General features: G+C 47.6%; 19 protein-coding genes and 1 tRNA gene. 2 read left to right on the top strand and 18 right to left on the bottom strand.

All coding sequences use genetic code 11. From position 1 onward, the window contains the following. Nucleotides 1-18: 18 nt before the first annotated feature. The 9 genes from smpB to NST83_RS00985 form a co-directional block, all read right to left on the bottom strand. Nucleotides 19-498 carry an SsrA-binding protein SmpB gene (smpB, locus tag NST83_RS01025; RefSeq protein ID WP_014279183.1) on the bottom strand — a complete coding sequence of 160 codons (480 nt, stop codon included), beginning with the start codon at nucleotides 496-498 and terminating at the stop codon, nucleotides 19-21. 254 nt (nucleotides 499-752) lie between these two features. Further along, nucleotides 753-3,380: a ribonuclease R gene (gene rnr, locus NST83_RS01020; RefSeq protein WP_342416237.1), complete on the bottom strand. Its 2,628-nt coding sequence runs from the start codon at nucleotides 3,378-3,380 to the stop codon at nucleotides 753-755. A gap of 187 nt (nucleotides 3,381-3,567) precedes the next feature. Then, complete coding sequence (secG, locus tag NST83_RS01015; RefSeq protein ID WP_043922593.1) at nucleotides 3,568-3,801, bottom strand: preprotein translocase subunit SecG; 234 nt, start codon at nucleotides 3,799-3,801, stop codon at nucleotides 3,568-3,570. A gap of 340 nt (nucleotides 3,802-4,141) precedes the next feature. Next, nucleotides 4,142-5,428 (bottom strand): phosphopyruvate hydratase, encoded by a 1,287-nt coding sequence (gene eno / locus NST83_RS01010; protein WP_044645031.1) that lies wholly within the window; start codon nucleotides 5,426-5,428, stop codon nucleotides 4,142-4,144. 63 nt (nucleotides 5,429-5,491) lie between these two features. After that, complete coding sequence (gpmI, locus tag NST83_RS01005) at nucleotides 5,492-7,036, bottom strand: 2,3-bisphosphoglycerate-independent phosphoglycerate mutase (RefSeq protein WP_342416236.1); 1,545 nt, start codon at nucleotides 7,034-7,036, stop codon at nucleotides 5,492-5,494. 1 nt (nucleotide 7,037) lies between these two features. Further along, complete coding sequence (gene tpiA / locus NST83_RS01000; RefSeq protein ID WP_044645033.1) at nucleotides 7,038-7,790, bottom strand: triose-phosphate isomerase; 753 nt, start codon at nucleotides 7,788-7,790, stop codon at nucleotides 7,038-7,040. A 59-nt stretch (nucleotides 7,791-7,849) separates the two neighbouring features. Beyond that, complete coding sequence (locus NST83_RS00995) at nucleotides 7,850-9,031, bottom strand: phosphoglycerate kinase (protein WP_342416235.1); 1,182 nt, start codon at nucleotides 9,029-9,031, stop codon at nucleotides 7,850-7,852. Nucleotides 9,032-9,154: 123 nt separating this feature from the next. After that, nucleotides 9,155-10,165 carry a type I glyceraldehyde-3-phosphate dehydrogenase gene (gene gap / locus NST83_RS00990; protein ID WP_014279176.1) on the bottom strand — a complete coding sequence of 337 codons (1,011 nt, stop codon included), beginning with the start codon at nucleotides 10,163-10,165 and terminating at the stop codon, nucleotides 9,155-9,157. An 86-nt stretch (nucleotides 10,166-10,251) separates the two neighbouring features. Continuing rightward, entirely contained in the window at nucleotides 10,252-11,289 is a 1,038-nt protein-coding gene (locus NST83_RS00985; protein WP_137061204.1) for a sugar-binding domain-containing protein, read from the bottom strand. 235 nt (nucleotides 11,290-11,524) lie between these two features. On the opposite strand from NST83_RS00985, the gene NST83_RS00980 reads away from it, so the two are divergent. Beyond that, nucleotides 11,525-11,599 (top strand) — tRNA-Arg (locus NST83_RS00980). A 208-nt stretch (nucleotides 11,600-11,807) separates the two neighbouring features. Next, on the top strand, nucleotides 11,808-12,404 hold the full coding sequence (gene clpP / locus NST83_RS00975) for an ATP-dependent Clp endopeptidase proteolytic subunit ClpP (protein ID WP_025686039.1): 597 nt from the start codon (nucleotides 11,808-11,810) through the stop codon (nucleotides 12,402-12,404). Nucleotides 12,405-12,532: 128 nt separating this feature from the next. Here clpP and NST83_RS00970 read toward each other — a convergent pair whose 3' ends face one another. From NST83_RS00970 to NST83_RS00930, 9 genes are all read right to left on the bottom strand, one after another. Then, nucleotides 12,533-13,645, bottom strand: a complete 1,113-nt coding sequence (locus NST83_RS00970; protein ID WP_342416234.1) for a DUF4163 domain-containing protein — start codon at nucleotides 13,643-13,645, stop codon at nucleotides 12,533-12,535. A gap of 236 nt (nucleotides 13,646-13,881) precedes the next feature. Then, complete coding sequence (locus tag NST83_RS00965) at nucleotides 13,882-14,640, bottom strand: SIMPL domain-containing protein (protein ID WP_342417845.1); 759 nt, start codon at nucleotides 14,638-14,640, stop codon at nucleotides 13,882-13,884. 271 nt (nucleotides 14,641-14,911) lie between these two features. Further along, entirely contained in the window at nucleotides 14,912-15,181 is a 270-nt protein-coding gene (locus tag NST83_RS00960; protein WP_007428150.1) for an HPr family phosphocarrier protein, read from the bottom strand. A 135-nt stretch (nucleotides 15,182-15,316) separates the two neighbouring features. Beyond that, entirely contained in the window at nucleotides 15,317-16,261 is a 945-nt protein-coding gene (whiA, locus tag NST83_RS00955; protein WP_014279171.1) for a DNA-binding protein WhiA, read from the bottom strand. Between the two features lie 5 nt (nucleotides 16,262-16,266). Next, on the bottom strand, nucleotides 16,267-17,253 hold the full coding sequence (locus NST83_RS00950) for a YvcK family protein (RefSeq protein ID WP_137061202.1): 987 nt from the start codon (nucleotides 17,251-17,253) through the stop codon (nucleotides 16,267-16,269). A 12-nt stretch (nucleotides 17,254-17,265) separates the two neighbouring features. Further along, nucleotides 17,266-18,165 carry an RNase adapter RapZ gene (gene rapZ, locus NST83_RS00945; RefSeq protein WP_342416233.1) on the bottom strand — a complete coding sequence of 300 codons (900 nt, stop codon included), beginning with the start codon at nucleotides 18,163-18,165 and terminating at the stop codon, nucleotides 17,266-17,268. A 53-nt stretch (nucleotides 18,166-18,218) separates the two neighbouring features. Beyond that, nucleotides 18,219-19,169 carry an ROK family glucokinase gene (locus tag NST83_RS00940; protein ID WP_342416232.1) on the bottom strand — a complete coding sequence of 317 codons (951 nt, stop codon included), beginning with the start codon at nucleotides 19,167-19,169 and terminating at the stop codon, nucleotides 18,219-18,221. Between the two features lie 288 nt (nucleotides 19,170-19,457). After that, nucleotides 19,458-20,411, bottom strand: coding sequence for a thioredoxin-disulfide reductase (trxB, locus tag NST83_RS00935; protein WP_137061200.1), 954 nt, complete (start codon nucleotides 20,409-20,411; stop codon nucleotides 19,458-19,460). 39 nt (nucleotides 20,412-20,450) lie between these two features. After that, on the bottom strand, nucleotides 20,451-22,232 hold the full coding sequence (locus NST83_RS00930) for a tetratricopeptide repeat protein (protein ID WP_342416231.1): 1,782 nt from the start codon (nucleotides 22,230-22,232) through the stop codon (nucleotides 20,451-20,453). Between the last annotated feature and the right edge of the window lie 183 nt (nucleotides 22,233-22,415).

The raw sequence follows: 22,415 nt of genomic DNA, 5'->3' as shown, positions 1-22,415 counted from the left end.
ACTCCAAGCTACGCTAAATTATCTCGCAATTTTCTGCTTCTCACGCAAAGCGCGTTGGATATCACGCTGAGCATCACGTTTGGCCGCAGCATCACGTTTGTCGTACTGCTTTTTACCTCTACCGAGTCCAAGCAGCAGCTTGGCATAACCGTTGCGAACATAAATCTTTAACGGCACAATCGTGTAGCCTTCCTGTTTGGACAGACCAATAAGCTTGCGAATCTGCTCTTTGTGCAGCAGCAGCTTACGTGTGCGTGTCGGATCGGTCGGATTGTTACGATTGCCTTGTTCAAAAGGACTGATATGCATGTTGTGGATGTGAATTTCAGCATTACGAATAGTTGCAAATGCATCACTGATATTAGAGCGACCATTACGCAAAGACTTAATTTCCGTTCCCGTTAACACCATGCCCGCCTCGTAGGTGTCCTCGATAAAATAGTCATGGGAAGCTTTTTTGTTCTGGGCGAGCACTTTCCCGTCTGCCTTCTTACCCATGAATACCACTCCTTGTTCCTAATGTAATCTATTCCGTAAAAAGAAAACTCAGCGCGTTCACTACATAACTGTAAATGAGCGGCTTAGAAATATATTGTAACAAAATTCAGACAGTAAAAGCAAGAAAGGTCAAGTCTGTAAAACGAAGCGGCCTCCGTCCACAACATCAGACAGAAACCGCCGCAAACCCAAGCCTCAAATCAGCTTGCACTGACTCAAAAGGCCCTACCATCCAACAAGCAAGCTACCGCCACTTACTTCTTCTTTTTCCGCACAAATCCAGCGGTGCTATTACCGCCACCACCACTGCCCTTGCTCTTTCGCTTACGACGTACAGCGCCGTCACCGCTCGGGCTGGCATCACTTCCTGGGGTAGCTGCTCCACCGATAAAAATACCGCTGGCTGACGTCTTTTTCTTACGTTTACCCGCACCCGCTGCTGGCGAGTTGTAGCCCCCCTTGCCGCTGCCAAAACCGAAACTGCTGGCTGAGCCCGCTCCTGCGCCGTTTCCGCCGCTACGGCCCGTACGACCTGTGGTACTAATACCCCTGCCGCCTACAACTGTGCCGGCTTCTTTAGGCTTCCCGGCAGCATCACGACCGCCTTTACGCTCTCTGCCAGCCTTGTCCTTGCCACCCTTACGGTCGCGCCCTTCATGGGGCTTGCCTTTACCTCGGCCCTCACCGCCACGCGCAAAGCCAACACCTGGCTTTGAACCACCCGTGCGCTCACGACGTTGCTGCTGCTTCATATCGACGAGTTCAAAATCAATCGTGTAATCTTCCATATTCACGCGCGCGACGCGAACCTTAACTTCATCTCCGATGCGGAACACCTTGGAGGTACGTTCACCGATCAGCGCCATATGCTGCTCGTCAAAATGATAATAGTCGTCCGTAAGCGCACTCAGGCGCGTCAGACCTTCCACCGTATTGTCCAGCTCAATGAACATACCAAAGCTGGTTACGCTGCTGATGATCCCCTCGAATTCCTCGCCGACCTTGTCCAGCATGTATTCAGCCTTTTTCATCTGCTCCGTATCACGCTCTGCATCCACAGCCACACGTTCCCGCTCAGAGGATTGCTGTGCAATATCTGGCATTCGTGCAGTCAAATACTCCTGACGCTCGGCTGTTAAAGCCCCACCGTTTTCCAATACCTCACGAATGACACGGTGAATCACCAAGTCAGGGTAACGACGAATTGGTGATGTAAAATGAGAATAATACTCCGCAGCCAGTCCAAAATGGCCTGTCGACTCCGCATCATACTTCGCCTGCTTCATCGAACGCAGCATCATCGTGCTAAGCACGGTTTGCTCCTTCGTACCCTGAATATCTTCCAGCAACGTTTGCAGCGCACGCGGATGAATGGAGTTCCCCCGACCTTTAATCTGATGCCCAAAATTGGCCGCAAAAGCCATAAAGTTTTGTAGCTTTTCCGGGTCCGGGTCCTCATGAATCCGATATAGGAACGGCACTTTGAGCCAGTGAAAATGCTCAGCTACCGTTTCATTGGCAGCCAGCATGAACTCTTCAATGATCTGTTCGGCAATGGTGCGCTCTCTTTTAACGATATCCACGGCCTTGCCTTCATCATTCACAATCACTTTGGCTTCATCAAAATCAAAATCAACCGCACCCCGGCGCATCCGGTTAGCTCGCAGCTTCAAAGCCAGTTCCTTCATCGTGCGGAAGTCTTCAACCAGATCCTTGTACCGTTCCATCAGTTCAGCATCTTCCTCTTCGAGGATTTTGCGAACGTTAGTGTACGTCATTCGTTCCTTCGTTTTAATGACACTGGTGAAAACATCATGTTTTACGACCTTCATATGCTCATTAAATTCCATCTCACAGGACAAAGTCAGCCGATCCACCTGCGGATTCAAGGAACAAATCCCGTTTGAAAGCCGATGCGGAAGCATAGGAATAACACGGTCGACCAAATACACGCTACAACCGCGGTTATACGCCTCCTGATCCAGCTTGGAGCTCTCACGCACATAATACCCTACGTCGGCAATATGAACGCCCAGACGGTAGTTGCCGTTCGCCAGACGCTCTACATTAACCGCATCATCCAGATCCTTGGCATCCTCGCCATCAATCGTAACAATCGTTTTATCGCGCAGATCGCGCCGCCCCTGACGTACGATTTCTTCTTCCGTAATCGCATCGGGGGCCTTTTCCGCTTCCTCTGTCACTTCATCGGGAAAAGCTTCAGGAAGCTGATGCTTGCGAATGACCGACAAAATATCGACACCCGGATCATCCTTGTGCCCCAGCACCTCCAACACTTCGCCTTCCGCCGCAGCTCGTCCTTCCGGATAGCTCACAATACGCACAACAACCTTTTGACCGTTTACGGCTCCGTTGGAGCTGGCTTTTGGAATAAAAATATCCCGGTTAATGCGCTTATCATCCGGCAAAACAAAACCGTATGCTTCATGGCTCTGGAACACGCCTACCACCTGAAGCACTGCGCGCTTCACGATCCGCACGACTTCGCCTTCCAAACGGCCACCCGAAGGTCCCTTCGACGTTACTCTTACCAGTACCGTGTCTCCATTCATTGCACTCTTCAAGTCATTAGCATGAATGTACACATCCGGGTGCTCCCGGTCTTCTGGGATCAGAAAAGCAAATCCCTTGGCATGAGCCTGCAAACGTCCGCGCTGCAAATCCATCCGTTCCGGCACACCATAGCGGTTCGTACGGGTCAGCAGAATTTTTCCGTCTTCCTCCAGCGCGTTCAAAAGCTTAAGGAATTCGCGAAAATCCGCCGCATCCTTAATTTCAAAATGCTGCTCAAGCTCCTGGTAAGTCATAGGTTTGTATGCGGTCTCGCGCATAAAATCAAGTAATTGTTGCTCTGTTATCATAATATCGTCCACCTCGGGTGACCTTTAATTTTCAGTAATAATCCGCATGTTCCTTGTTCCTGATACAAGGCTCTTTATATACTCATACCCTAGTATACACGAATTCAATCGACGGCATCCCTGCCTATCTAAAATCCAAAAAAGCCCCCGTTTCCCGTGAAACGAAGGCTTAAGGTTATTATTTAGCTTATTTTGCAAAAAATGCAACCAAAACGGAAACGATCATAAAGCCCGCACCCAAAACAGCAGTCACGCGCTGTAAAATCAAATCCATACCGCGAGCTTTTGTCTTGCCGAACAGATGCTCAGCACCGCCAGAGATGGCACCGGACAAACCTGCACTTTTCCCCTTTTGCAGTAAAACAACCGCAATAACAGCAATCGAGAACACAACGAGCAGCACTTTCAAAAAGATTTCCATGAAAAATCCCACCTCCTGAGCTAATACATCCGTTTTGCAAAACAACACAGCCTCTTTTATGAAAACATGATCATATCATGTTATGAATAGCCGGAAATTAACGCAAAACACTATTTTTATTCTACCACAGCTTCCAGTAGATAACAACCAGCTATACCGAGTCACTTCATTAAGCCTTGCAAAAGAGTAAAACCGACATCGCATGGGCAAAAACAAAAAAACAGACCTGCTCGCGTTAGCAAACAGATCTGTTTTGTAATTACTTAAAAGGCTTCGAGCACTCAGACTGCGTGTTCTTGAATCACAGCCGCCTGACCACCGTCAGCATCTTTGCGTAATATTATTTTTTCAGGTTGTAGAAAGATTTCAGACCGTGGTATTGAGCCAGTTCACCCAGTTGATCCTCAATGCGGAGCAACTGGTTGTACTTCGCGATACGGTCAGTACGGGAAGGCGCACCTGTTTTAATTTGGCCTGCATTTGTTGCCACAGCGATATCAGCAATGGTGCTGTCTTCGGATTCACCGGAACGGTGAGAGATTACAGCTGTGTATCCTGCACGTTTAGCCAACTCGATAGCGTCGAATGTTTCAGTCAGCGTACCGATTTGGTTTACTTTGATCAGGATGGAGTTACCAATATTTTCTTCGATACCTTTACCCAGACGTTCTGTATTGGTTACGAACAGGTCGTCACCAACCAATTGGATTTTGTTGCCCAATTTTTCAGTGAGCAATTTCCAACCTTCCCAGTCATCTTCGGAGCAACCATCTTCGATGGTGATGATTGGATATTTATCAACCCAAGAAGCAAGCAGGTCAACGAATTCAGCAGAAGTGAAGGATTTGCCTTCGCCTTCCAGTGTGTATTTTCCATCTTTGTAGAACTCAGTGGAGGCAACGTCCATACCGAGGAATACGTCAACGCCTGGTTTGTAACCAGCTTTTTCGATCGCTTCGATAATAGTGGACAGAGCTTCTTCGTTGGATTTGAAGTTAGGAGCAAAACCGCCTTCATCGCCAACAGCTGTGTTCAAACCTTTAGAGTTCAGTACGGATTTCAGGTTGTGGAAGATTTCCGCACCAATACGCAAAGCTTCTTTGAAAGTAGGAGCCCCTACAGGCAGAACCATGAACTCTTGTACGTCAACGTTGTTGTCCGCATGTGCGCCACCGTTAACGATGTTCATCATTGGTACTGGCAGTTGTTTAGCGTTAAATCCGCCCAGGTAAGTGTACAGTGGCAGACCCAGAGCTTCAGCAGCAGCGCGAGCTACAGCCATGGATACAGCTAGAATCGCGTTTGCACCCAATTTACCTTTGTTATGTGTACCATCAAGCTTGATCATCAATGTGTCAATTTCCACTTGGTTTACCGCATCCAAGCCGATAACCTCAGGAGCGATGATTTCGTTCACGTTTTTAACAGCCTGCAGAACGCCTTTACCCAGGTAACGGGATTTGTCGTTATCACGAAGCTCTACAGCTTCGTGAGCGCCTGTAGAGGCACCGGAAGGAACGATGGCACTACCGATAGCACCGGATTCCAGATATACTTCCACTTCAACAGTTGGGTTACCACGGGAGTCGAGGACTTCGCGAGCGTACACGTCAGAAATAATAGTCATTTGTACTTAATCTCCTTTGTCGATCATGATTTATTGGTCAAGCCTATACTTATTAAATCAAGCTTACTTGCGGGATGCAATCATAGATTTTCCTGTCATTTCCGCAGGCTGCGGAAGTTGCATCAAATCCAGAAGCGTCGGAGCTACGTCAGCCAATATTCCATGCTCACGCAAAACGATATTTTCATCAGTCAAAATGAACGGAACCGGGTTAGTTGTGTGAGCTGTGAACGGACGTCCCTGCTCGTCAATTTCCATATCCGCATTACCATGGTCGGCAATGATGATAACAGTGCCACCTTTGGCTTTAACCGCATCTACAACACGTCCAACACATTCATCCGTCGTCTCTACCGCCTTGATCGTTGGCTCCAGCATGCCGGAGTGTCCAACCATATCAGGATTGGCAAAGTTCAGGATAATCGCATCATGCTTATCGGCTTCGATTTCCCTAACAGCAGCATCCGCAACCTCGTACGCACTCATTTCTGGCTGCAAATCATATGTAGCCACTTTAGGCGAATTGATCAAAATACGAGTTTCGCCAGGCAGCTCCACATCGCGTCCGCCACTGAAAAAGAAGGTAACGTGCGGATATTTTTCGGTCTCGGCAATACGCAATTGCTTTTTGTTGTTCTGCACAAGCACTTCGCCGAATGTGTTATCCAGGTTTTTCGGTTCGTAGGCAACGAAGCCTTCAACCGTTTCACTGAACAATGTCAGGCAAACAAAGTGCAGATCTTTAGGCAATTTCGGTCCACGATCAAAGCCACGGAAATCCGCATTCGTGAATACTTGAGACAATTGAATCGCACGGTCAGGACGGAAATTCAGGAAAATAACAGAATCATTGCTCTCGACCAGTCCCACAGGGCTTCCGTCGGCCTTCACAATAACCGTTGGCTCCACAAATTCATCGAATACTGATTTTTCATACGATTCTTTCAATGCTTCCATTGGATCTGTATATTGAGGACCTTCGCCGTACACGATTGCACGGTAAGATTTCTCTACACGTTCCCAGCGTTTGTCGCGGTCCATGGCATAATAGCGTCCTTGTACAGTCGCAATTTGGCCAATGCCGACTTCCTGAATTTTAGCGATCAGCTGCTGCATGAAGCCCACGCCGCTGTCAGGCATAACATCGCGTCCATCCATGAAAGCATGAATGTATACTTCTGTTAAGCCTTCTTTTTTCGCCAGGTCCAGCATAGCGAACAGATGGCTGATATGGCTATGCACACCGCCGTCGGACAGAAGTCCGTACAGGTGAAGTTTCGTGTTGTTGTTCTTGGCATGTTGCACTGCTTTAACCAGTGTTTCATTGTCGTAGAACTCACCTTCACGGATGGACTTCGAAATACGAGTCAAGTCTTGATATACAATGCGGCCTGCGCCGATGTTCAAGTGACCTACTTCGGAGTTACCCATTTGTCCTTCCGGCAGACCCACCGCTTCACCAGAAGCTGTCAGCGTTGTATGAGGATACTGTTTTAAATAACGGTCGTAATTCGGTTTGTTAGCCTGTGCAACCGCGTTGCCTTCCACGGTGTCACGCAGCCCGAATCCGTCCATAATAATTAAAGCTACCGGTTTTGGTACTGCCATCTTACTTCGCCCCCTCAACAAGCGCGATGTAAGACGCTGGTTGAAGACTAGCGCCACCTACGAGTGCGCCGTCGATGTCGCTTTGGCCCAGGTACTCGGCCACATTTTCAGGTTTCACGCTGCCACCGTATTGAATCCGTACAGCATTGGCTGTATTTTCATCGTACAGTTCTTTCAGAAGACTACGGATGTAGGAAATCACTTCATTCGCATCCTGCGAAGTGGAGGATTTACCTGTTCCGATTGCCCAGATTGGCTCATAAGCAACAACGACTTGTGCAGCCTGATCCTTAGCCAAACCAGCAAAAGCTGCTACAGTTTGCACTTTTACAACCTCTTTGGTTTGACCCGCTTCACGGTCTTCCAGCTTTTCGCCTACACATACGATCGGAGTCAGGCCGTGGCGGAATGCCGCATGAACCTTTTTGTTTACCGTTTCATCTGTTTCGTTGAAATACTCACGACGCTCGGAGTGCCCGATCACAACGTAGTCTACGCCCAGATCTTTCAGCATCCCGCCGCTGATTTCGCCTGTAAATGCGCCATCTTCTGCAAAGTGCAGGTTTTGTGCGCCGATTTTGATAGATGTACCTTTTACTGCTTCAACCAGAGCAGGAAGATTCGTAAATGGTGCGCAGATCACGCTTTCCACCCCTGCAACCTCTGCTTTGCCTTTGATCTCTTCGATGAAGGTTTTAGCTTCTGGTACGGTTTTAAACATCTTCCAGTTACCCGCAATAATCGGTGTTCTCAATGGTTTCAACTCCTAACTATTAGGTGCCCTAAAGCATTTATTATGCGCAGTACGTTTGATTACTTATCGTTAAGTGCAACAACACCCGGAAGTGCTTTGCCTTCCATAAATTCAAGGGATGCGCCGCCACCAGTAGAGATATGATCCATTTTGTCAGCCAGATGGAATTTCTCAGCCGCTGCTGCAGAATCGCCGCCACCAATGATGGTATATGCTTCTGTTGTTGCGCAGGCTTCCGCTACTTCACGAGTACCGCCAGCGAAAGGCTCGATTTCAAATACGCCCATAGGTCCATTCCAAACAACCAATTTGGAGTTTTTGATCACATCTGCATAGATTTTACGAGTTTTCGGACCGATATCCACGCCTTCCCAATCTGCAGGAATACCGTCGATGTCCACAATGTTCGTGTTCGCTGTAGCGCTGAAATCGTCAGAAACAACGATATCTACCGGAAGATAGAATTTTTTGCCAAGCTTCTTCGCTTTTTCGATAAATCCAAGAGCTACATCCAGTTTGGATTCATCCAGCAGGGATTGACCCACTTCATGCCCTTGAGCTTTAAAAAATGTATAAGCCAAACCGCCGCCAATAATTACGTTATCTGCAATATTCAGCAGGTTGTCGATCACGTCGATTTTGTCTTTTACTTTGGAACCGCCGATAATGGCTGTAAAAGGACGATCTGGGTTTGAAAGAGCTTTACCGATTACAGACAATTCTTTCTCCATCAGCAAGCCGGAAACAGCCGGAAGAAGATGCGCGATACCTTCTGTGGAAGCATGAGCACGATGCGCTGCACCAAATGCGTCATTCACGAAAATGTCAGCCAGTTCAGCAAATTGCTTTGCCAGTTCAGGATCGTTTTTCTCTTCTCCTGGATAGAAGCGTACATTTTCAAGCAACAGCACGTCGCCGTTTTGCAGTTCAGCTACTTTCGCTTTAACAGCCTCACCAACTGCTTCGTCCACTTTAACTACAGGCTTTTTGAGCAACTCAGACAAACGCACGCCAGCAGGAGTCAGACGCATGGATTCAACGACCTGACCTTTTGGACGTCCAAAGTGACTCGCCAAAATAACTTTTGCACCTTTTTCAATCAGGTAGTTAATCGTTGGCAAGGTTTCACGAATACGCTTGTCATCCGTAATTTTACCGTCCTCAACCGGAACGTTAAAATCTACACGAACAAACACCCGTTTTCCATTCAGTTCTATATCACGTACGCTCTTTTTGTTCATCTCCATATTCCTCCGCACCCTTTTAATTTTACGAAACAGGAATTTAAGGCACATTTTGATATATAAAGAGCGGAAACAATAACTGCTGTTTCCGCTCTATGATGTTGCGCGATGAGACTGTTCTTATTTAGCCAATTTAGCGAAGTATTCCAACGTACGGATCAATTGTGCTGTGTAGGACATTTCGTTGTCGTACCAAGCTACAGTTTTCACCAGTTGTTTGTCGCCAACAGTCAGGACTTTAGTTTGAGTTGCATCAAACAAAGAACCGAAAGTGATACCTTTGATGTCGGAAGAAACGATCTCGTCTTCAGTGTAGCCGTAAGTTTCAGGATCGGAAGCTTCTTTCATCGCAGCGTTGATTTCTTCAACAGTTACATTTTTCTCCAGAACAGTTACCAGCTCAGTCAGGGAGCCAGTTGCTACCGGTACACGTTGAGCCGCGCCATCCAGTTTACCTTTCAGTTCAGGAATTACCAGACCGATGGCTTTAGCAGCACCAGTTGTGTTAGGAATGATGTTTTCAGCTGCAGCGCGAGCACGACGGAAGTCGCCTTTAGCATGCGGAGCATCCAAAGTGTTTTGGTCGCCAGTGTAAGCGTGAATTGTAGTCATCAGGCCTTCAACGATACCAAATTTGTCTTGCAAAGTTTTAGCCATAGGAGCAAGGCAGTTTGTTGTGCAAGAAGCACCAGAGATTACAGTTTCAGTACCGTCCAGAATTTCATGGTTTACGTTGTAAACGACAGTTTTCATGTCGCCAGTAGCTGGAGCGGAGATAACAACTTTTTTAGCGCCGCCTTTCAAATGTTTCTCAGCAGCTTCTTTAGTTGTGAAGAAACCTGTGCATTCCAGAACGATATCTACACCCAGGTCTCCCCAAGGCAGTTCTTCAGGGTTGCGGTTAGCCAAAACTTTAACTTCTTTACCGTTAACTTTGAAGAAGCCATCGTGTACTTCTACTTCTCCTTGGAAAGTACCTTGTGTTGTATCATATTTCAACAGATGTGCCAGCATTTTGGAATCTGTCAAGTCATTAATTGCTACTACTTCAATACCTTCCACGTTTTGAATCCGGCGGAAAGCAAGGCGTCCAATACGTCCGAAACCGTTAATACCAACTTTAACTGTCATGAGTGAGTTCCTCCCAAAGTTCGTTTAGTTTATATATTCAAGACAGACCCGAAAGCCCGTCAAGACAACACATTTAATCAATCGCATTAACTTTTTAAATAACGGCTTACAATCTCGGCAGCAGCGCCTTCGTCGGTGACAAGAATATCTTCCTGCCCGAAACGCAGCACCGCATGAATAGCGGCCGCCTTGCTCTTACCTCCAGCTACGCCTAGAATCGTCTCGGTTCGCCTGATATCCTCCAAACGTAGTCCAAGCGTCAGCATTTTGTGAACCACAACGCCGTCTTCGTTAAAATAATAGCCAAACGATTCGGCAACCGCGCCCTCACTGCTGATCTGGGCAAAGGTTTCAGGGTCGAGCTTACGTCTACGTGCCATAGCTATGGCGTTGCCTATCCCGTGAATGATGATCCGACTCTCTCGAATCAGGCTTAAAATATCCTGAATATTCGTATCTTCAAGCAGGGAGTTGTAAGCATGATTGCTGAGCAAATCCGGTACATGGAGCAGACGGTATTGTGAGCCGACCTTACGAGCCATTGTGGAAGCAATTGTGTTCGCCTGCATTTCCATGCTTTCTCCCAAACCCCCACGTGCCGGTACGAACCATCCGCCCTTAAGTGGGCCATTAGCAGGTAGTGTCAGTTGGTCCGCCACGTCGGCAATCGTCGTGCCACCTGTTACAGCGACCACATCCTCGTCGTCCATAACACTCAGCAGTGCTTTTGCTCCAGCACGACCCAACTCCTGCTTCGTTAAAGGAGAAGCATCCGAATCCCCTGGAACGACAACCACCTTCCTCAAACCATAGGCTTGACGAATCTGATCCTCCAATTGGGACAGGCCGAACAAGTTGTTCGCAATCGGCTCCAGTTGTTCCAGCAGATCCAGTCCTGCTTTGCTCACCTTCATGCCCACACTCTCAATCTCAATCAGCCCTTGGGCTTTAAGAAGATCGGTCTCGGCGCGCAACACGCGCTCGGTCATGTCCAGTGAAGCCGCCAGCGTTCTGCGTCCAATAACATCGGACAGCATAATCTGATGCAGGATTGTGTACCTTTTTTTCAAAACATCCATGAGGTCGGGCAGAAGCTGCTTCTGTATTTCTAATATCTTTCGCATGCTTTCCACTCCCGCACACTTCTAAGTTCTTTCTCTAATGCTATATCACTAACTGGTCTCAAAACGTCCCGGGTTAACTTTTTAAGTCCCACGTATATCTTACCCAATATTTGCTCCACATGCAAGTCTATCTGAACCTATATTTCTCAACTTTTTATGTGAATATGCGCACGTAATAAAAGCTTGCAATTCAATGCCGTATATCATATAATCATCTTTGTTTCCAATTAGCTGTGCGCCCGTGGTCCAACGGATATGACGTAGGCCTCCGGAGCCTGAGATCGAGGTTCGATTCCTCGCGGGCGCGCCATTTTATATGATGTTTAAATTCTTCTATATACTGTTTTAACCAATAAGAGCGCAGAGGGCTCTTTTTTTTGACTATTAGTTTGACTTTCTTTGACTTTTTGTTTGAAATTGTTTATCATGTAGTTAATACGGTAACAGTTTATAAATAGGGACGTGTAATCGGCATGTCCACCAAATCCATTAACGATATTAAAGGGAGGTTTTTTGACGTGAGCTATGTTCCTATGGTAGTAGAACAAAGTAACCGCGGCGAACGCGCCTATGACATTTATTCCAGACTGTTGAAGGATCGCATTATTTTGTTGGGCTCGGACGTCAATGACGTTGTAGCCAACTCTATTATTGCGCAAATGCTGTTTTTGGCTGCCGAAGATCCTGAAAAAGACATTCACTTGTATGTTAATAGCCCTGGCGGTTCGATCACAGCCGGTATGGCCATTTTCGATACAATGCAATACATTAAACCTGACGTGTCTACAATTTGTGTTGGTATGGCGGCTTCTATGGGTGCGTTCTTGCTGAACGCAGGTGCCAAGGGCAAACGTTTTGCTTTGCCGAACAGTGAAATTATGATTCACCAACCATTGGGTGGTGCACAAGGCCAGGCAACGGATATCGAAATCCGCGCACGCCGCATTCTGAAAATGCGCGACAAATTGAACCGCATTCTTGCAGACCGCACAGGCCAACCACTGGAACGCATTGAAAAGGACACAGACCGTGACTATTTCATGTCCGCAGACGATGCCAAGGAATACGGTATTATTGATAAAGTGCTAACTAGCTCTTCTCCAGAAGGTGTATAAGAGAACGAGTTATTGCCTCTGACTAGCTGGTAAACGGAAAAAGCTGCCCCGGATGTTCGTATCTGGTAGGCAGCTTTTCTTGGTTATTGTTCATTTTGTATAGGTAATCCGACTATTATCCATTTGTACTATGGATTCTGTCCCGCGAAAGGCTTACCACCTTGAGGTAACAGTTGGCTAAACGAGTAGGTGAACTCAGGAATCCCATACGCATATGGTGTATATTCATATAGATCAAAAACAAGCGTCAAACCACTATTGGTTACATAAAAATTCGGATTAGCTGCAAGCTCCTTAAATCCACCGAAACCTCCTGCGTCAGCCTGAAGTGCATCAAATTTTTTCTTCAGGTCACTATTGAGGAACTTTTTGTAATTCGGGTTAGCTTTCAGCACGTCAGACAATTGAAGCATTTTGCCATCCGACAGCGAGAACGTATACCCTTTACGGACGGTCATGCCATGCGCACCACCTGTATACGAGTAATCCTGCATAATTACACTCAAAATACCGTCCTTATTATAAGCAATTGCAAAATCATTGCCAAACTCATACGGTCTTTGCGCCGTAGCGCCTCCCTCAGCCACTTGCTTTTTGCCTGCTGCCAGCACTTCTTCCGCATGCTTTTTAAGCACACCGTTAATCGCCTGCTGAGCTTCGGCATTCAACCGGCTACCACTGATTTGCGGATATTTGACTTTGTAGGTCACCTCGGAGTCACTTGTAGCTGCAAGGGATTGGGAGGTAATCGTGATCGGATTCAGCTGGCTTTTGCTCAACGCTACTGTTTTCTCTGCTGCATTCCACTGAGCGTCTATTCCTAGATAGTCTTTCAGCAGACTCATAGGAATGTACAGTTTCCCGGCGATCTGTTTGGCATCCATATTGCGTGTGCTTATTCCATTGACATTGACATAGGAACCATCGGAGGAAGGGGACATGATGTATAGAATATTGTACCCGCTGCCTACGGTATATGTCGCTGATTTGGTATCATAGCTCACCGGAATTCCCAGGCTGTCGCGCAGTGCTGCTACTGGAATGAGTGTGCTTCCGTTTACCTGGACTCCTTTGGCTGCCAACGTTTTACCGTTCCAATGGATAGAAATACCTGGCTGCTGTGCTGTAGCCTGTTGTTTGGATGAAGCCGCCTCACTATAGGAAACGGGAACAACTGTGACTCCTGCTAAAATTCCCGCTGCCAGCAGTGCGGAGCCCCATTTTTTCGTGTGCTTGTTCATATTAAGTATTCCTCCTGTTGTAGATGTGCGTACTCTATGTGTGTTGATTACTTTACTTATTATATCTATACCCCTATGTTCGTAGTTTACAATCTGTACACTCCCCGATTTCAATCTGTACATCTAGTAGGCGCCAGCTGTTACAGACTCATTACAAAATAGTTTCGGCTTATAAAAAAAGCCAGCAAGGCATCCTGCATAAAGCAGGCGCTTGTGGCTCCGTTATCATCTGTACGTTAGTTCAATTCGTATTGTGCCGACACTTGGACTTTCACAGTCACTTGACCAGATTGTATCTCTGTTCCACCATTTGTATCAAAGAGTGCCTTGTTCATAGCAGTCTCACGTTGTGTGAAGGTTTGGGCATCTCCCCCATCTACCGTTACGTTCAAGAGAGTTCCAAGCCCGCGTTTGGTTGCCTTGGCTACAGCACTGGCTTTGGATTGAGCATTTCCCAACGCCTTGGCAATCGCCTCTTCTTCATAAGCTGAAGAGTTTTCTACTGAAAAACGCACATTATCCACGTTGTTCGCTCCAGACTGTGTAGCCTCATCCAGTAACTGACCAATTTTATCCAAATTACGGTACTTGACGGAAAGTGTATGGTTGGCAATGTAGCCTTTGAGCTTCTGACCTTGTTTTTCGTCGTAGGTATAGTTAGGCTGTACGTAGAACTGGCTCGTCTGTATGTCATCAGCACTGATGCTCCACTTTTCTTTCAGCAGTTGTGTGACCTTACTTATTTTAGAGGCGTTGGCTTTCTGAGCAGCAGCGGCTGTATTTCCTTCAGATTGTACGCCGATGGATAAATAGGCAATATCGGGCTTAACCAATACTTCCCCGCTGCCGCTCACATTAATTACACTGCTAACCGTCGTAGCTGCTGACGCGGCATAGGCACGATCTGCTCCTGTCCATAATCCTCCCGCTACTACTCCTGCCAATAATGCTCCTGCCAGAACCGCTGTATTTGCAGCTTTTGTCCAATGTTTCATCATATTCGCCCTCTTTTCTTGATGATGTGTGTACCTTCCAGACGGAAACAAAGAGAAAAGGTTGCAGTTAGGCGTCACATTTTCCGAATAGAATACCATCACAGAATGTAAATTACTTGTAGCTTGGGCCAAACACAGTGTCGGTATTCAATGAGACCACATTGGATAAGCCCAACGGGGGGATTGCCCACTCTGTTTTTTCGGGTACAAAAAAAGCCCCAAAGGGGCTTTTCACTAAGAGCATATACCATATCACAAAACAGATGTTTGTTTATTGATTTTCCAGCTCTACCTTACTAACCAGACTTACTAAAGCGTTTACAGCCTGCTCGGCGTCCGCACCTTCAGCACTAATGTAAATTTCAGTACCTGTACTGATAGCAAGGCTCATAATACCCATAATACTCTTGGCATTAACTTTTTTGTCTTCTTTTTCCACAAAAATCTCGGATGAATATTTATTCGCTTCCTGTACGAACAACGCAGCAGGTCTGGCGTGCAGTCCTGTTTTCAAGCGTACGACTACCGGATGTTTTGACATGTCAGCTTACCCCCTCATCAAATAAATCTGGACACTACTTACTCCATTTTATTTATCACATTATAACATTAACCCGGGACAGACACTAGAAAAAAAACTAAAAAAACCGGGGCAGAAGCCCCACAGACACTCCTTTTATGGAATCAGGCCGTTTTCTCCCCTGATTTTGTCAGCCATCTCGTCAATTTTGCGAAGTCGATGATTGACACCCGACTTACTCACAACCCCTTTGAGCATTTCCCCGACTTCTTTTAAATTCAAATCAGGATGAGCGAGACGGATTTCCGCCACCTCGCGCAGCTTATCTGGCAGCGTATCCAGGCCAACTTCTCTCTCCAGCAGCTTGATATTCTCAATTTGCCGGACAGCAGCTCCAATCGTCTTGTTCAGATTAGCCGTTTCGCAATTAACAATCCGGTTCACGGAATTGCGCATATCACGCATGATGCGGACATCCTCAAATTTGAACAAAGCCTGATGCGCCCCAATAATGCTAAGTAGCTCAATGATCTTTTCGCCTTCCTTGATGTAGAGAATAAAGCCTTTTTTTCGCTCAATACAACGGGCATTCAGATGAAACTCATTCGCCAGATCGACCAGCGCCTGGCAATGCTCCTCATACATCGAGGAAATCTCCAGATGGTAAGACGAACCCTCCGGGTTGTTCACAGAACCACCTGCCATAAAAGCGCCTCGCAAATAAGCCCGCTTACAACAGTTTTTCCGAATGATATCCCGATTAATCCCGTCCGTGAACAAGAACCCTTCTGATACGATATAAAGATCCTTTAACAGCTCTTGTACACCGCTAGGAATGCGGACAATGTACACGTTATTTTTTTTCAGACGCATTTTTTTCCGTACAAGCAGCTCGATATGAACTTGAAAATGTTTTTTGATCAAGGAGTAAATCCGCCTTGCAATCGCGGCATTTTCTGTGGACACATCCAATATCACCCTTTTATTGGACAGTTGTACGGACCCGAGCATACGTATGAGCGCAGATAGTTCCGCTTTTTCACAGCAGGGCTGGCTTTCAATCATCGTAAGCTCTTTTTTGGTTTGTGCCGCAAAGGACAAGGGACTCACCTCCTTCTTAATATCCAGTTTTGTACCAATTGGTAAATGTGCTGGCTCAGTTTGTCGGCATCATGCCGTAAATAGGTGCGGAACAGAACAAGCGTATCTGCAACCACTTTATATCCCCGGTCGGTCAGCTCTCCCATGTCTACTTGAACTGGCTTGGCTCCCTGCTCGGCATACATTTCCTGTACTTGGGGCGGAATATCTCCATTATTGACAATTACATAATCAAACAAATGATGCCCTACATGCTCATAAATAGCCTGCAAGTGGTCTCCTACGGTATATCCATCCGTTTCACCCGGCTGAGTCATGACGTTGCAGACGAATATTTTGATGGCGTCAGATTTCACCACAGCCTCTGCAAGCTTCGGTACGAGGAGATTAGGCAAAATGCTGGTGTACAGACTGCCAGGACCAATCAGGATCGCATCAGCTTGATTAATGGCCTCTACAGCCTCAGGCAACGGCTCCACGTGAGTCGGTTCAAGAAAAACACGTTTGATTCTGCCGCCCGCTTCCGGGATTTTGGATTCACCGGTAACCACCGTGCCATCCTCCATTTCGGCACTCAGCACAACGCCTTCTTCAGCCGCTGGCAGCACACGCCCCCGTACAGCAAATACACGGCTAAGCTCACGCACCGCCGTCACAAAATCACCCGATATATCGGTCATCGCCGCTAAAATCAGGTTGCCCAGACTATGGCCTGCCAAGCCTGATCCTGCGCCGAAACGGTATTTCAGCATATCGGACATCACCGGCTCTACATCAGCCAGTGCAGTCAATACATTTCGAATATCCCCCGGAGGGGGCATTTGCAGCTCACTGCGCAATATCCCGGAGCTTCCGCCATCGTCAGCGACTGTAACAATGGCCGTTATATCCAGCGGCTTTTGTTTCAACCCCCGCAGCATGACGGACAAGCCGGTTCCGCCGCCCATAACAACAATACGAGGGCGCTCCCGTTGTGATCCGGTCTCTTTCATGTTTTCACCTCATTAATGCCGGTCCCGATCAGCATCCCGATGTGAAACAGAAACTGATTCTGTTTCACTGGCACCCAGCATTTTTCCTAAATATTCAGATATCGCGACAGAACGATGCTTACCGCCGGTACACCCGATACCGATAATGACCTGGCTTTTGCCTTCCTTGCGGTATTGCGGAATCAAAAAATGTAACATATCCAGCAGCTTGGTCAGGAATGCCTGAGTCTCTGGCCATTTCATAACATAATCATACACATCACTATCCTGTCCGGTGTGTGGCCGCAATTGGTCCACATAGTGAGGATTGGGCAGGAAACGCACGTCGAATATGAGATCGGCATCAATGGGAATACCATATTTGAAGCCGAAAGAGGTAATGTTTACGGAAAGCATGCTGCTCTCCAGATGAGAAAATCGGGAAATAATCCGCGTCTTTAAAGTTGCAGGCTTCATCACACTTGTATCAATGACCTGTGTTGCCGAGCTTTTCAGCTCCTCCAGCATTTTGCGCTCCAGTCGTATTCCGTCCAGAGGCATACCATCCGGAGCAAGCGGGTGACGGCGACGGCTTTCCTTGTATCGCTGTACGAGAACACCGTCGTTGGCATTCAGGAACAAAATCTCACAATGAATCGTAAAATGATCCTTAATATAGTTCAATGATTCCGACAAAGCTGTAAAAAATTCTCGTCCGCGCAAGTCAATCACCAGCGCCACTTTACCTATCTTACCGTTGGACTGCTCGATTAGTTCAGCAAACTTGGGAATCAGCACAGGCGGTAAATTATCAACGCAGAAGAAGCCCAAATCTTCCAGGCTTTGCACTGCAATGGTCTTCCCTGCACCTGACATTCCCGTAATAATAATGAGTGTTGCCCACGGCGCAGCGTTTTTTAGGTTGTCTGTCATATGGACTTCCCTCTCCTTTTGCTTCAACACACTCTATGTCAGTAACCTATGGATCAGGAGCGCAGCAGCAAACCCGCTGCTCCTACGATACCTGCGTCATTGCCAAGCGCCGCCGGAACAATAAATACCCCTTGCTGGAGTGGCTCAGGTGTCAGTTTGGCATATACCAGACGCATCTCTTCGAACAAGAAATCGCCTGCTTTGGAAACACCACCGCCTACAATAAACAGCTCCGGGTTTAGCACGGTGGCAACCGCTGCCATAGATTTACCCAAATAAAAGGCAGCCCGCTTCACGATACGCAACGCAACCTCATCCCCGGCCTTGGCTGCATCAAATACTTCTTTGGCTGCGATTTGATCTACCAGCGCCAGGGAAGTCCGATCTCCACGTTCCACAGCGTCATTTGCCATACGGATAATGCCCGTTGCGGAAGATACGGTTTCCAGACAGCCCATTTTGCCGCAGCCACACTGAATGGCCTCCAAATCCGGTACGACGCTAATGTGGCCAATTTCTCCGGCCATACCTGAGAAGCCCTGATAGATTTTCCCATTGATAATAATACCACCGCCTACACCCGTACCCAGGGTATAGCATACGCAGTTTTCTATGCCTTTGCCCGCCCCGGCCCAAGCTTCGCCAAGTGCAGCGACGTTAGCATCGTTGTCTATTTTTACAGGCTTGCCGATCCGTTCTTCCAACAGCGCACGAATCGGTACGTCACGAAAGCCAATGTTGGGAGCGAGAACTATAATACCTTCGCGAACATTCGTAAAACCGGCAACGCCCGCTCCGACACCCTTCAGTTGATCCCATTCATAAGGAGATTGCTCAACAATGTGCCGCACATATTTTTCGATATTGCTGATCACAACGTCTACGCCCTTAGCTGTTTCCGTTGGTCCTTCGTATGTGTGCAAAAGCTGTCCGTCTTCATTACAAATGCCCACCTTGATTGCTGTACCGCCCAAATCGACACCCACATAGATACTTTCAGACATGTTCCAAGCCACCTTTATGTTTACTTAAAAACTGTGTATGAAATATATGATTAAAATCTTGAACTTATAATAGTTACCTACGTTCCAACTATAATTGAAGCCCCCGTTACGGTCAAGGACACTTCCCTGTTGAAAAGTGCAGGATTAGCGGAATTCCAAGTCTCATATTCCATAAAAAGGAGAAAGCCTGTGCAGATGCAGCAGGCTTTCTCTTCCTGAATCTAAGACACGGCTTAACAGGGCCTACCCTAGCCCCTACCTTAGCCATACTGTATCCTGTAGCTTTCTTTATTGATCCAGTGTTTCGCTCCAGTCATGAACAGCGCTGCCTTCGAGATATTTCTCGCAGTCCATAGCCGCCATGCAACCCGTTCCCGCAGCCGTAATGGCTTGACGATAACGGTTATCCTGCACGTCCCCGCAGGCAAATACCCCGGGAATGTTCGTTTCTGTCGTTCCAGGCTTCACTTGAATATAGCCATGATCGTCTGTACTGATTTGACCGTTCAGGAAGCCCGTATTAGGCGTATGTCCGATTGCCACGAAAACACCATCTGCCTCGATCAGCTCATCCTGATTCGTCTCATTATTGTGTACCTTCAAGCCCTTTAATCCCGTCTCTCCCGTTACGACCTCCAAAGGAGTCCGGTTTAACGCCCAATGTACTTTTTCATTTTCCCGTGCGCGATCCTGCATAATTTTAGATGCCCGCAGCTCATCGCGACGGTGAACCAAGGTTACACTGGAAGCAAACCGGGTCAGGAAGCTCGCTTCCTCCATGGCTGAATCGCCACCACCCACTACAATGATCTTTTTCTCACGGAAAAAGAAGCCGTCGCAGGTGGCGCAAGTGCTGACTCCGCGTCCTACATTGTCCTGTTCACCCGGAATACCGAGATATCTGGCGGATGCTCCTGTAGCAATAATCACCGACTCCGCCTCAATGATGCCTTTTCCCTCTACCTTCACTTTAAAAGGACGCTTGCTGAAATCCACTTCTTCTACCCAGCCGGAAGTAAATTCAGCGCCAAAGCGTTCGGCCTGCTTGCGCATGTTATCCATCAACTCAGGTCCGAGGATGCCTTGCTCAAAACCCGGAAAATTTTCAATTTCAGTCGTTGTGGTAAGCTGCCCGCCGGGCTGCATTCCCTCAATGATCAGTGGATTCATGTTTGCACGCGCCAAATAAATAGCTGCTGTGTAGCCTGCAGGACCTGTACCAATAATTATGGATTTATACATACGTTTGTTGCCTCCTTTAGGTGGTGTTTGGAGCAGGTATCAGACCTGCTTTTTAAACGTGGAGAGCGGCTGTTTCATCTTCTGCTTGATACCGCACACGCTGTCAATCTGGCGTGCATAGCGGCTTACGGTCGATACGGAAATACCATAACGGTCAGCTACTTCCTGATAGGTCACCGAATGATGATTCATTTTGGCTGTCAAGTATTCCAGCGCCGCTGCCCATCCCTCAGTATGCTGAACAATCGGGACCTCCGGGGCAAGCCGATCCAGATATTCCAGCCAAAGTGACCTCAAATCGCGCTGCATGACCGGATCGGACGGCTTGCTCATCACGTCAAGTACCTTATCCAGCACTGCCTGCCATTCTGGATGGACAGTTGAATGGGCAGGCACCTCATCTTCGGATACGTGGTGAACCTTCTCTGACTCTGGTCGCAGAATTCGTTCCATTTCCTGATTTGTCTCCTGTATATCCTTAACTGGCGGCTCCGTCAGCTCTTGCAGCACCTGCAAGGCGCGCCGTTTCAACTCGCCTTCCTGATCCGGGTCTTCTACGAAGGATTCCAATGCCTGCCGCACCTCATCGTCACCGATCAGGCTTAGCGCCTGAATGACTTGAAGCTGTGTCGCTCGATCGCCGTGGCGCAACGCCCAGAAGAAGGAAGACCGGATTAGCGGGTCCCGCTTCATACTGTCAGGCACCTGGTCAGCTCCGAACTTCTCCCACATGCGGAATTGTTCCTCAAAGGGGAGGTGGTAATGGTAGCTAAGCACTTGTAGCGGTGTACCCTCCTGCTGGAGCTCCTCCAGCCGGGACAGGAAAAACCGCGGAACTTCCGAGGAAGCATCCTGCTTTTGCAAATGCCCCCACAACCGCCGGGCTTCTGCATATCTTCCCGTATTGCTGGCAGCCACTGCCGTATAATGATACAGGGAGGCGTCATCATTATTCTCTCCGCCGCCTTGAAGCAACCTGCGGAAATGTCTGTAAGCCTCCTCATGACGTCCGAGAATCCCCATCGTAGTAGCCAGCTTGAATACCTGCTCCTCCTGAAATGGTATGGTGACCGTCAACGTTTGAATCAGACGATCCAATTCAGGGCCGCCGCCCTCATGCTGATAAAAGATCGCCAGGTTGCATAGCGCATGCAAGTTACCCGGTTCATCCTCCAGCACCCGAAGAATGGTAGACTTCGCATTTTGAAACAGTCCCATGTAGTAATACGCCAGCGCCAGATTGTTCCGCGCAGCGAACATGTCCGGCTGTTCCTCTGAAATTTGCTTAAGCAATTGGGCCGCCTGAGCAAACTTCCCTTCCTCCAGCAGGACACGGGCCTGATCATGCTCGACCACTCCCTGCCGGGCCTTAATGCGGTTCAGCTTGGTTGGACGGTCCAACTCATAATAGAGCAGCTCCATCATTTCCTCGGCTTCATCGAGAAACTGTCCTTCTTCGTCCTCCTCCAAATACGTGACCAAGGCTTTCTCCGCTTCTTCAAACTGCTCCATATTGGCGTAATTATTCGCCATATAGAAGTAACACTCTGTCATCGACGGGTCTACGTCGCTCAGAACAGAGGACAGGATCTCATTCGAACCTGCATAATCCCCCATCTCTGATAATATACCCGCCATATTGCAATGATTCACCGGATTATCCGGTTCATATTCAACGGCTTTGCGAAAATATTTCAATGCCTTGTCATAATGATTGCGATCAAGCGAGCGCACAGCTTTCTCAAAAAAGAAAGATGCGTCGAAACGCAAAACAATAATCTTAGGGCTAGGTCCCGAAGCTCGCAGATGTTTCCCTTTCATAAATAACAAAGGCACCTCCTTTAACTGTAACTGGCATGTTCATACCCTTCAGTATACCACAACTTCAAAACGACTTGACAGTAGGGTATACCTCATCCCAAAAAACGGAACCTGGCTCTGGCTCAGCCGCTGAAAAATGAGTGAATAAGCCAAATAGCCGCACGCGCCTTCATGTGTAAAAAG

This window comes from Paenibacillus sp. FSL R10-2782 (genome assembly GCF_038592985.1).
In the GTDB taxonomy this organism is placed as follows: Bacteria; Bacillota; Bacilli; order Paenibacillales; family Paenibacillaceae; genus Paenibacillus; species Paenibacillus terrae_C.
The sequence above is the reverse complement of the archived record's forward strand: the minus strand, read 5'-3'. Positions and strand labels throughout refer to the sequence as shown.

Bases quoted from the DNA above. Each gene is read 5' to 3' on its own strand.
- smpB (WP_014279183.1), bottom strand. From the start codon at position 498: ATGGGTAAGAAGGCAGACGGGAAAGTGCTCGCCCAGAACAAAAAAGCT.
- rnr (WP_342416237.1), bottom strand. From the start codon at position 3,380: ATGATAACAGAGCAACAATTACTTGATTTTATGCGCGAGACCGCATAC.
- secG (WP_043922593.1), bottom strand. From the start codon at position 3,801: ATGGAAATCTTTTTGAAAGTGCTGCTCGTTGTGTTCTCGATTGCTGTT.
- eno (WP_044645031.1), bottom strand. From the start codon at position 5,428: ATGACTATTATTTCTGACGTGTACGCTCGCGAAGTCCTCGACTCCCGT.
- gpmI (WP_342416236.1), bottom strand. From the start codon at position 7,036: ATGGCAGTACCAAAACCGGTAGCTTTAATTATTATGGACGGATTCGGG.
- NST83_RS00995 (WP_342416235.1), bottom strand. From the start codon at position 9,031: ATGAACAAAAAGAGCGTACGTGATATAGAACTGAATGGAAAACGGGTG.
- gap (WP_014279176.1), bottom strand. From the start codon at position 10,165: ATGACAGTTAAAGTTGGTATTAACGGTTTCGGACGTATTGGACGCCTT.
- NST83_RS00985 (WP_137061204.1), bottom strand. From the start codon at position 11,289: ATGCGAAAGATATTAGAAATACAGAAGCAGCTTCTGCCCGACCTCATG.
- NST83_RS00970 (WP_342416234.1), bottom strand. From the start codon at position 13,645: ATGAACAAGCACACGAAAAAATGGGGCTCCGCACTGCTGGCAGCGGGA.
- NST83_RS00965 (WP_342417845.1), bottom strand. From the start codon at position 14,640: ATGAAACATTGGACAAAAGCTGCAAATACAGCGGTTCTGGCAGGAGCA.
- NST83_RS00960 (WP_007428150.1), bottom strand. From the start codon at position 15,181: ATGTCAAAACATCCGGTAGTCGTACGCTTGAAAACAGGACTGCACGCC.
- NST83_RS00950 (WP_137061202.1), bottom strand. From the start codon at position 17,253: ATGAAAGAGACCGGATCACAACGGGAGCGCCCTCGTATTGTTGTTATG.
- rapZ (WP_342416233.1), bottom strand. From the start codon at position 18,165: ATGACAGACAACCTAAAAAACGCTGCGCCGTGGGCAACACTCATTATT.
- NST83_RS00940 (WP_342416232.1), bottom strand. From the start codon at position 19,169: ATGTCTGAAAGTATCTATGTGGGTGTCGATTTGGGCGGTACAGCAATC.
- trxB (WP_137061200.1), bottom strand. From the start codon at position 20,411: ATGTATAAATCCATAATTATTGGTACAGGTCCTGCAGGCTACACAGCA.
- NST83_RS00930 (WP_342416231.1), bottom strand. From the start codon at position 22,232: ATGAAAGGGAAACATCTGCGAGCTTCGGGACCTAGCCCTAAGATTATT.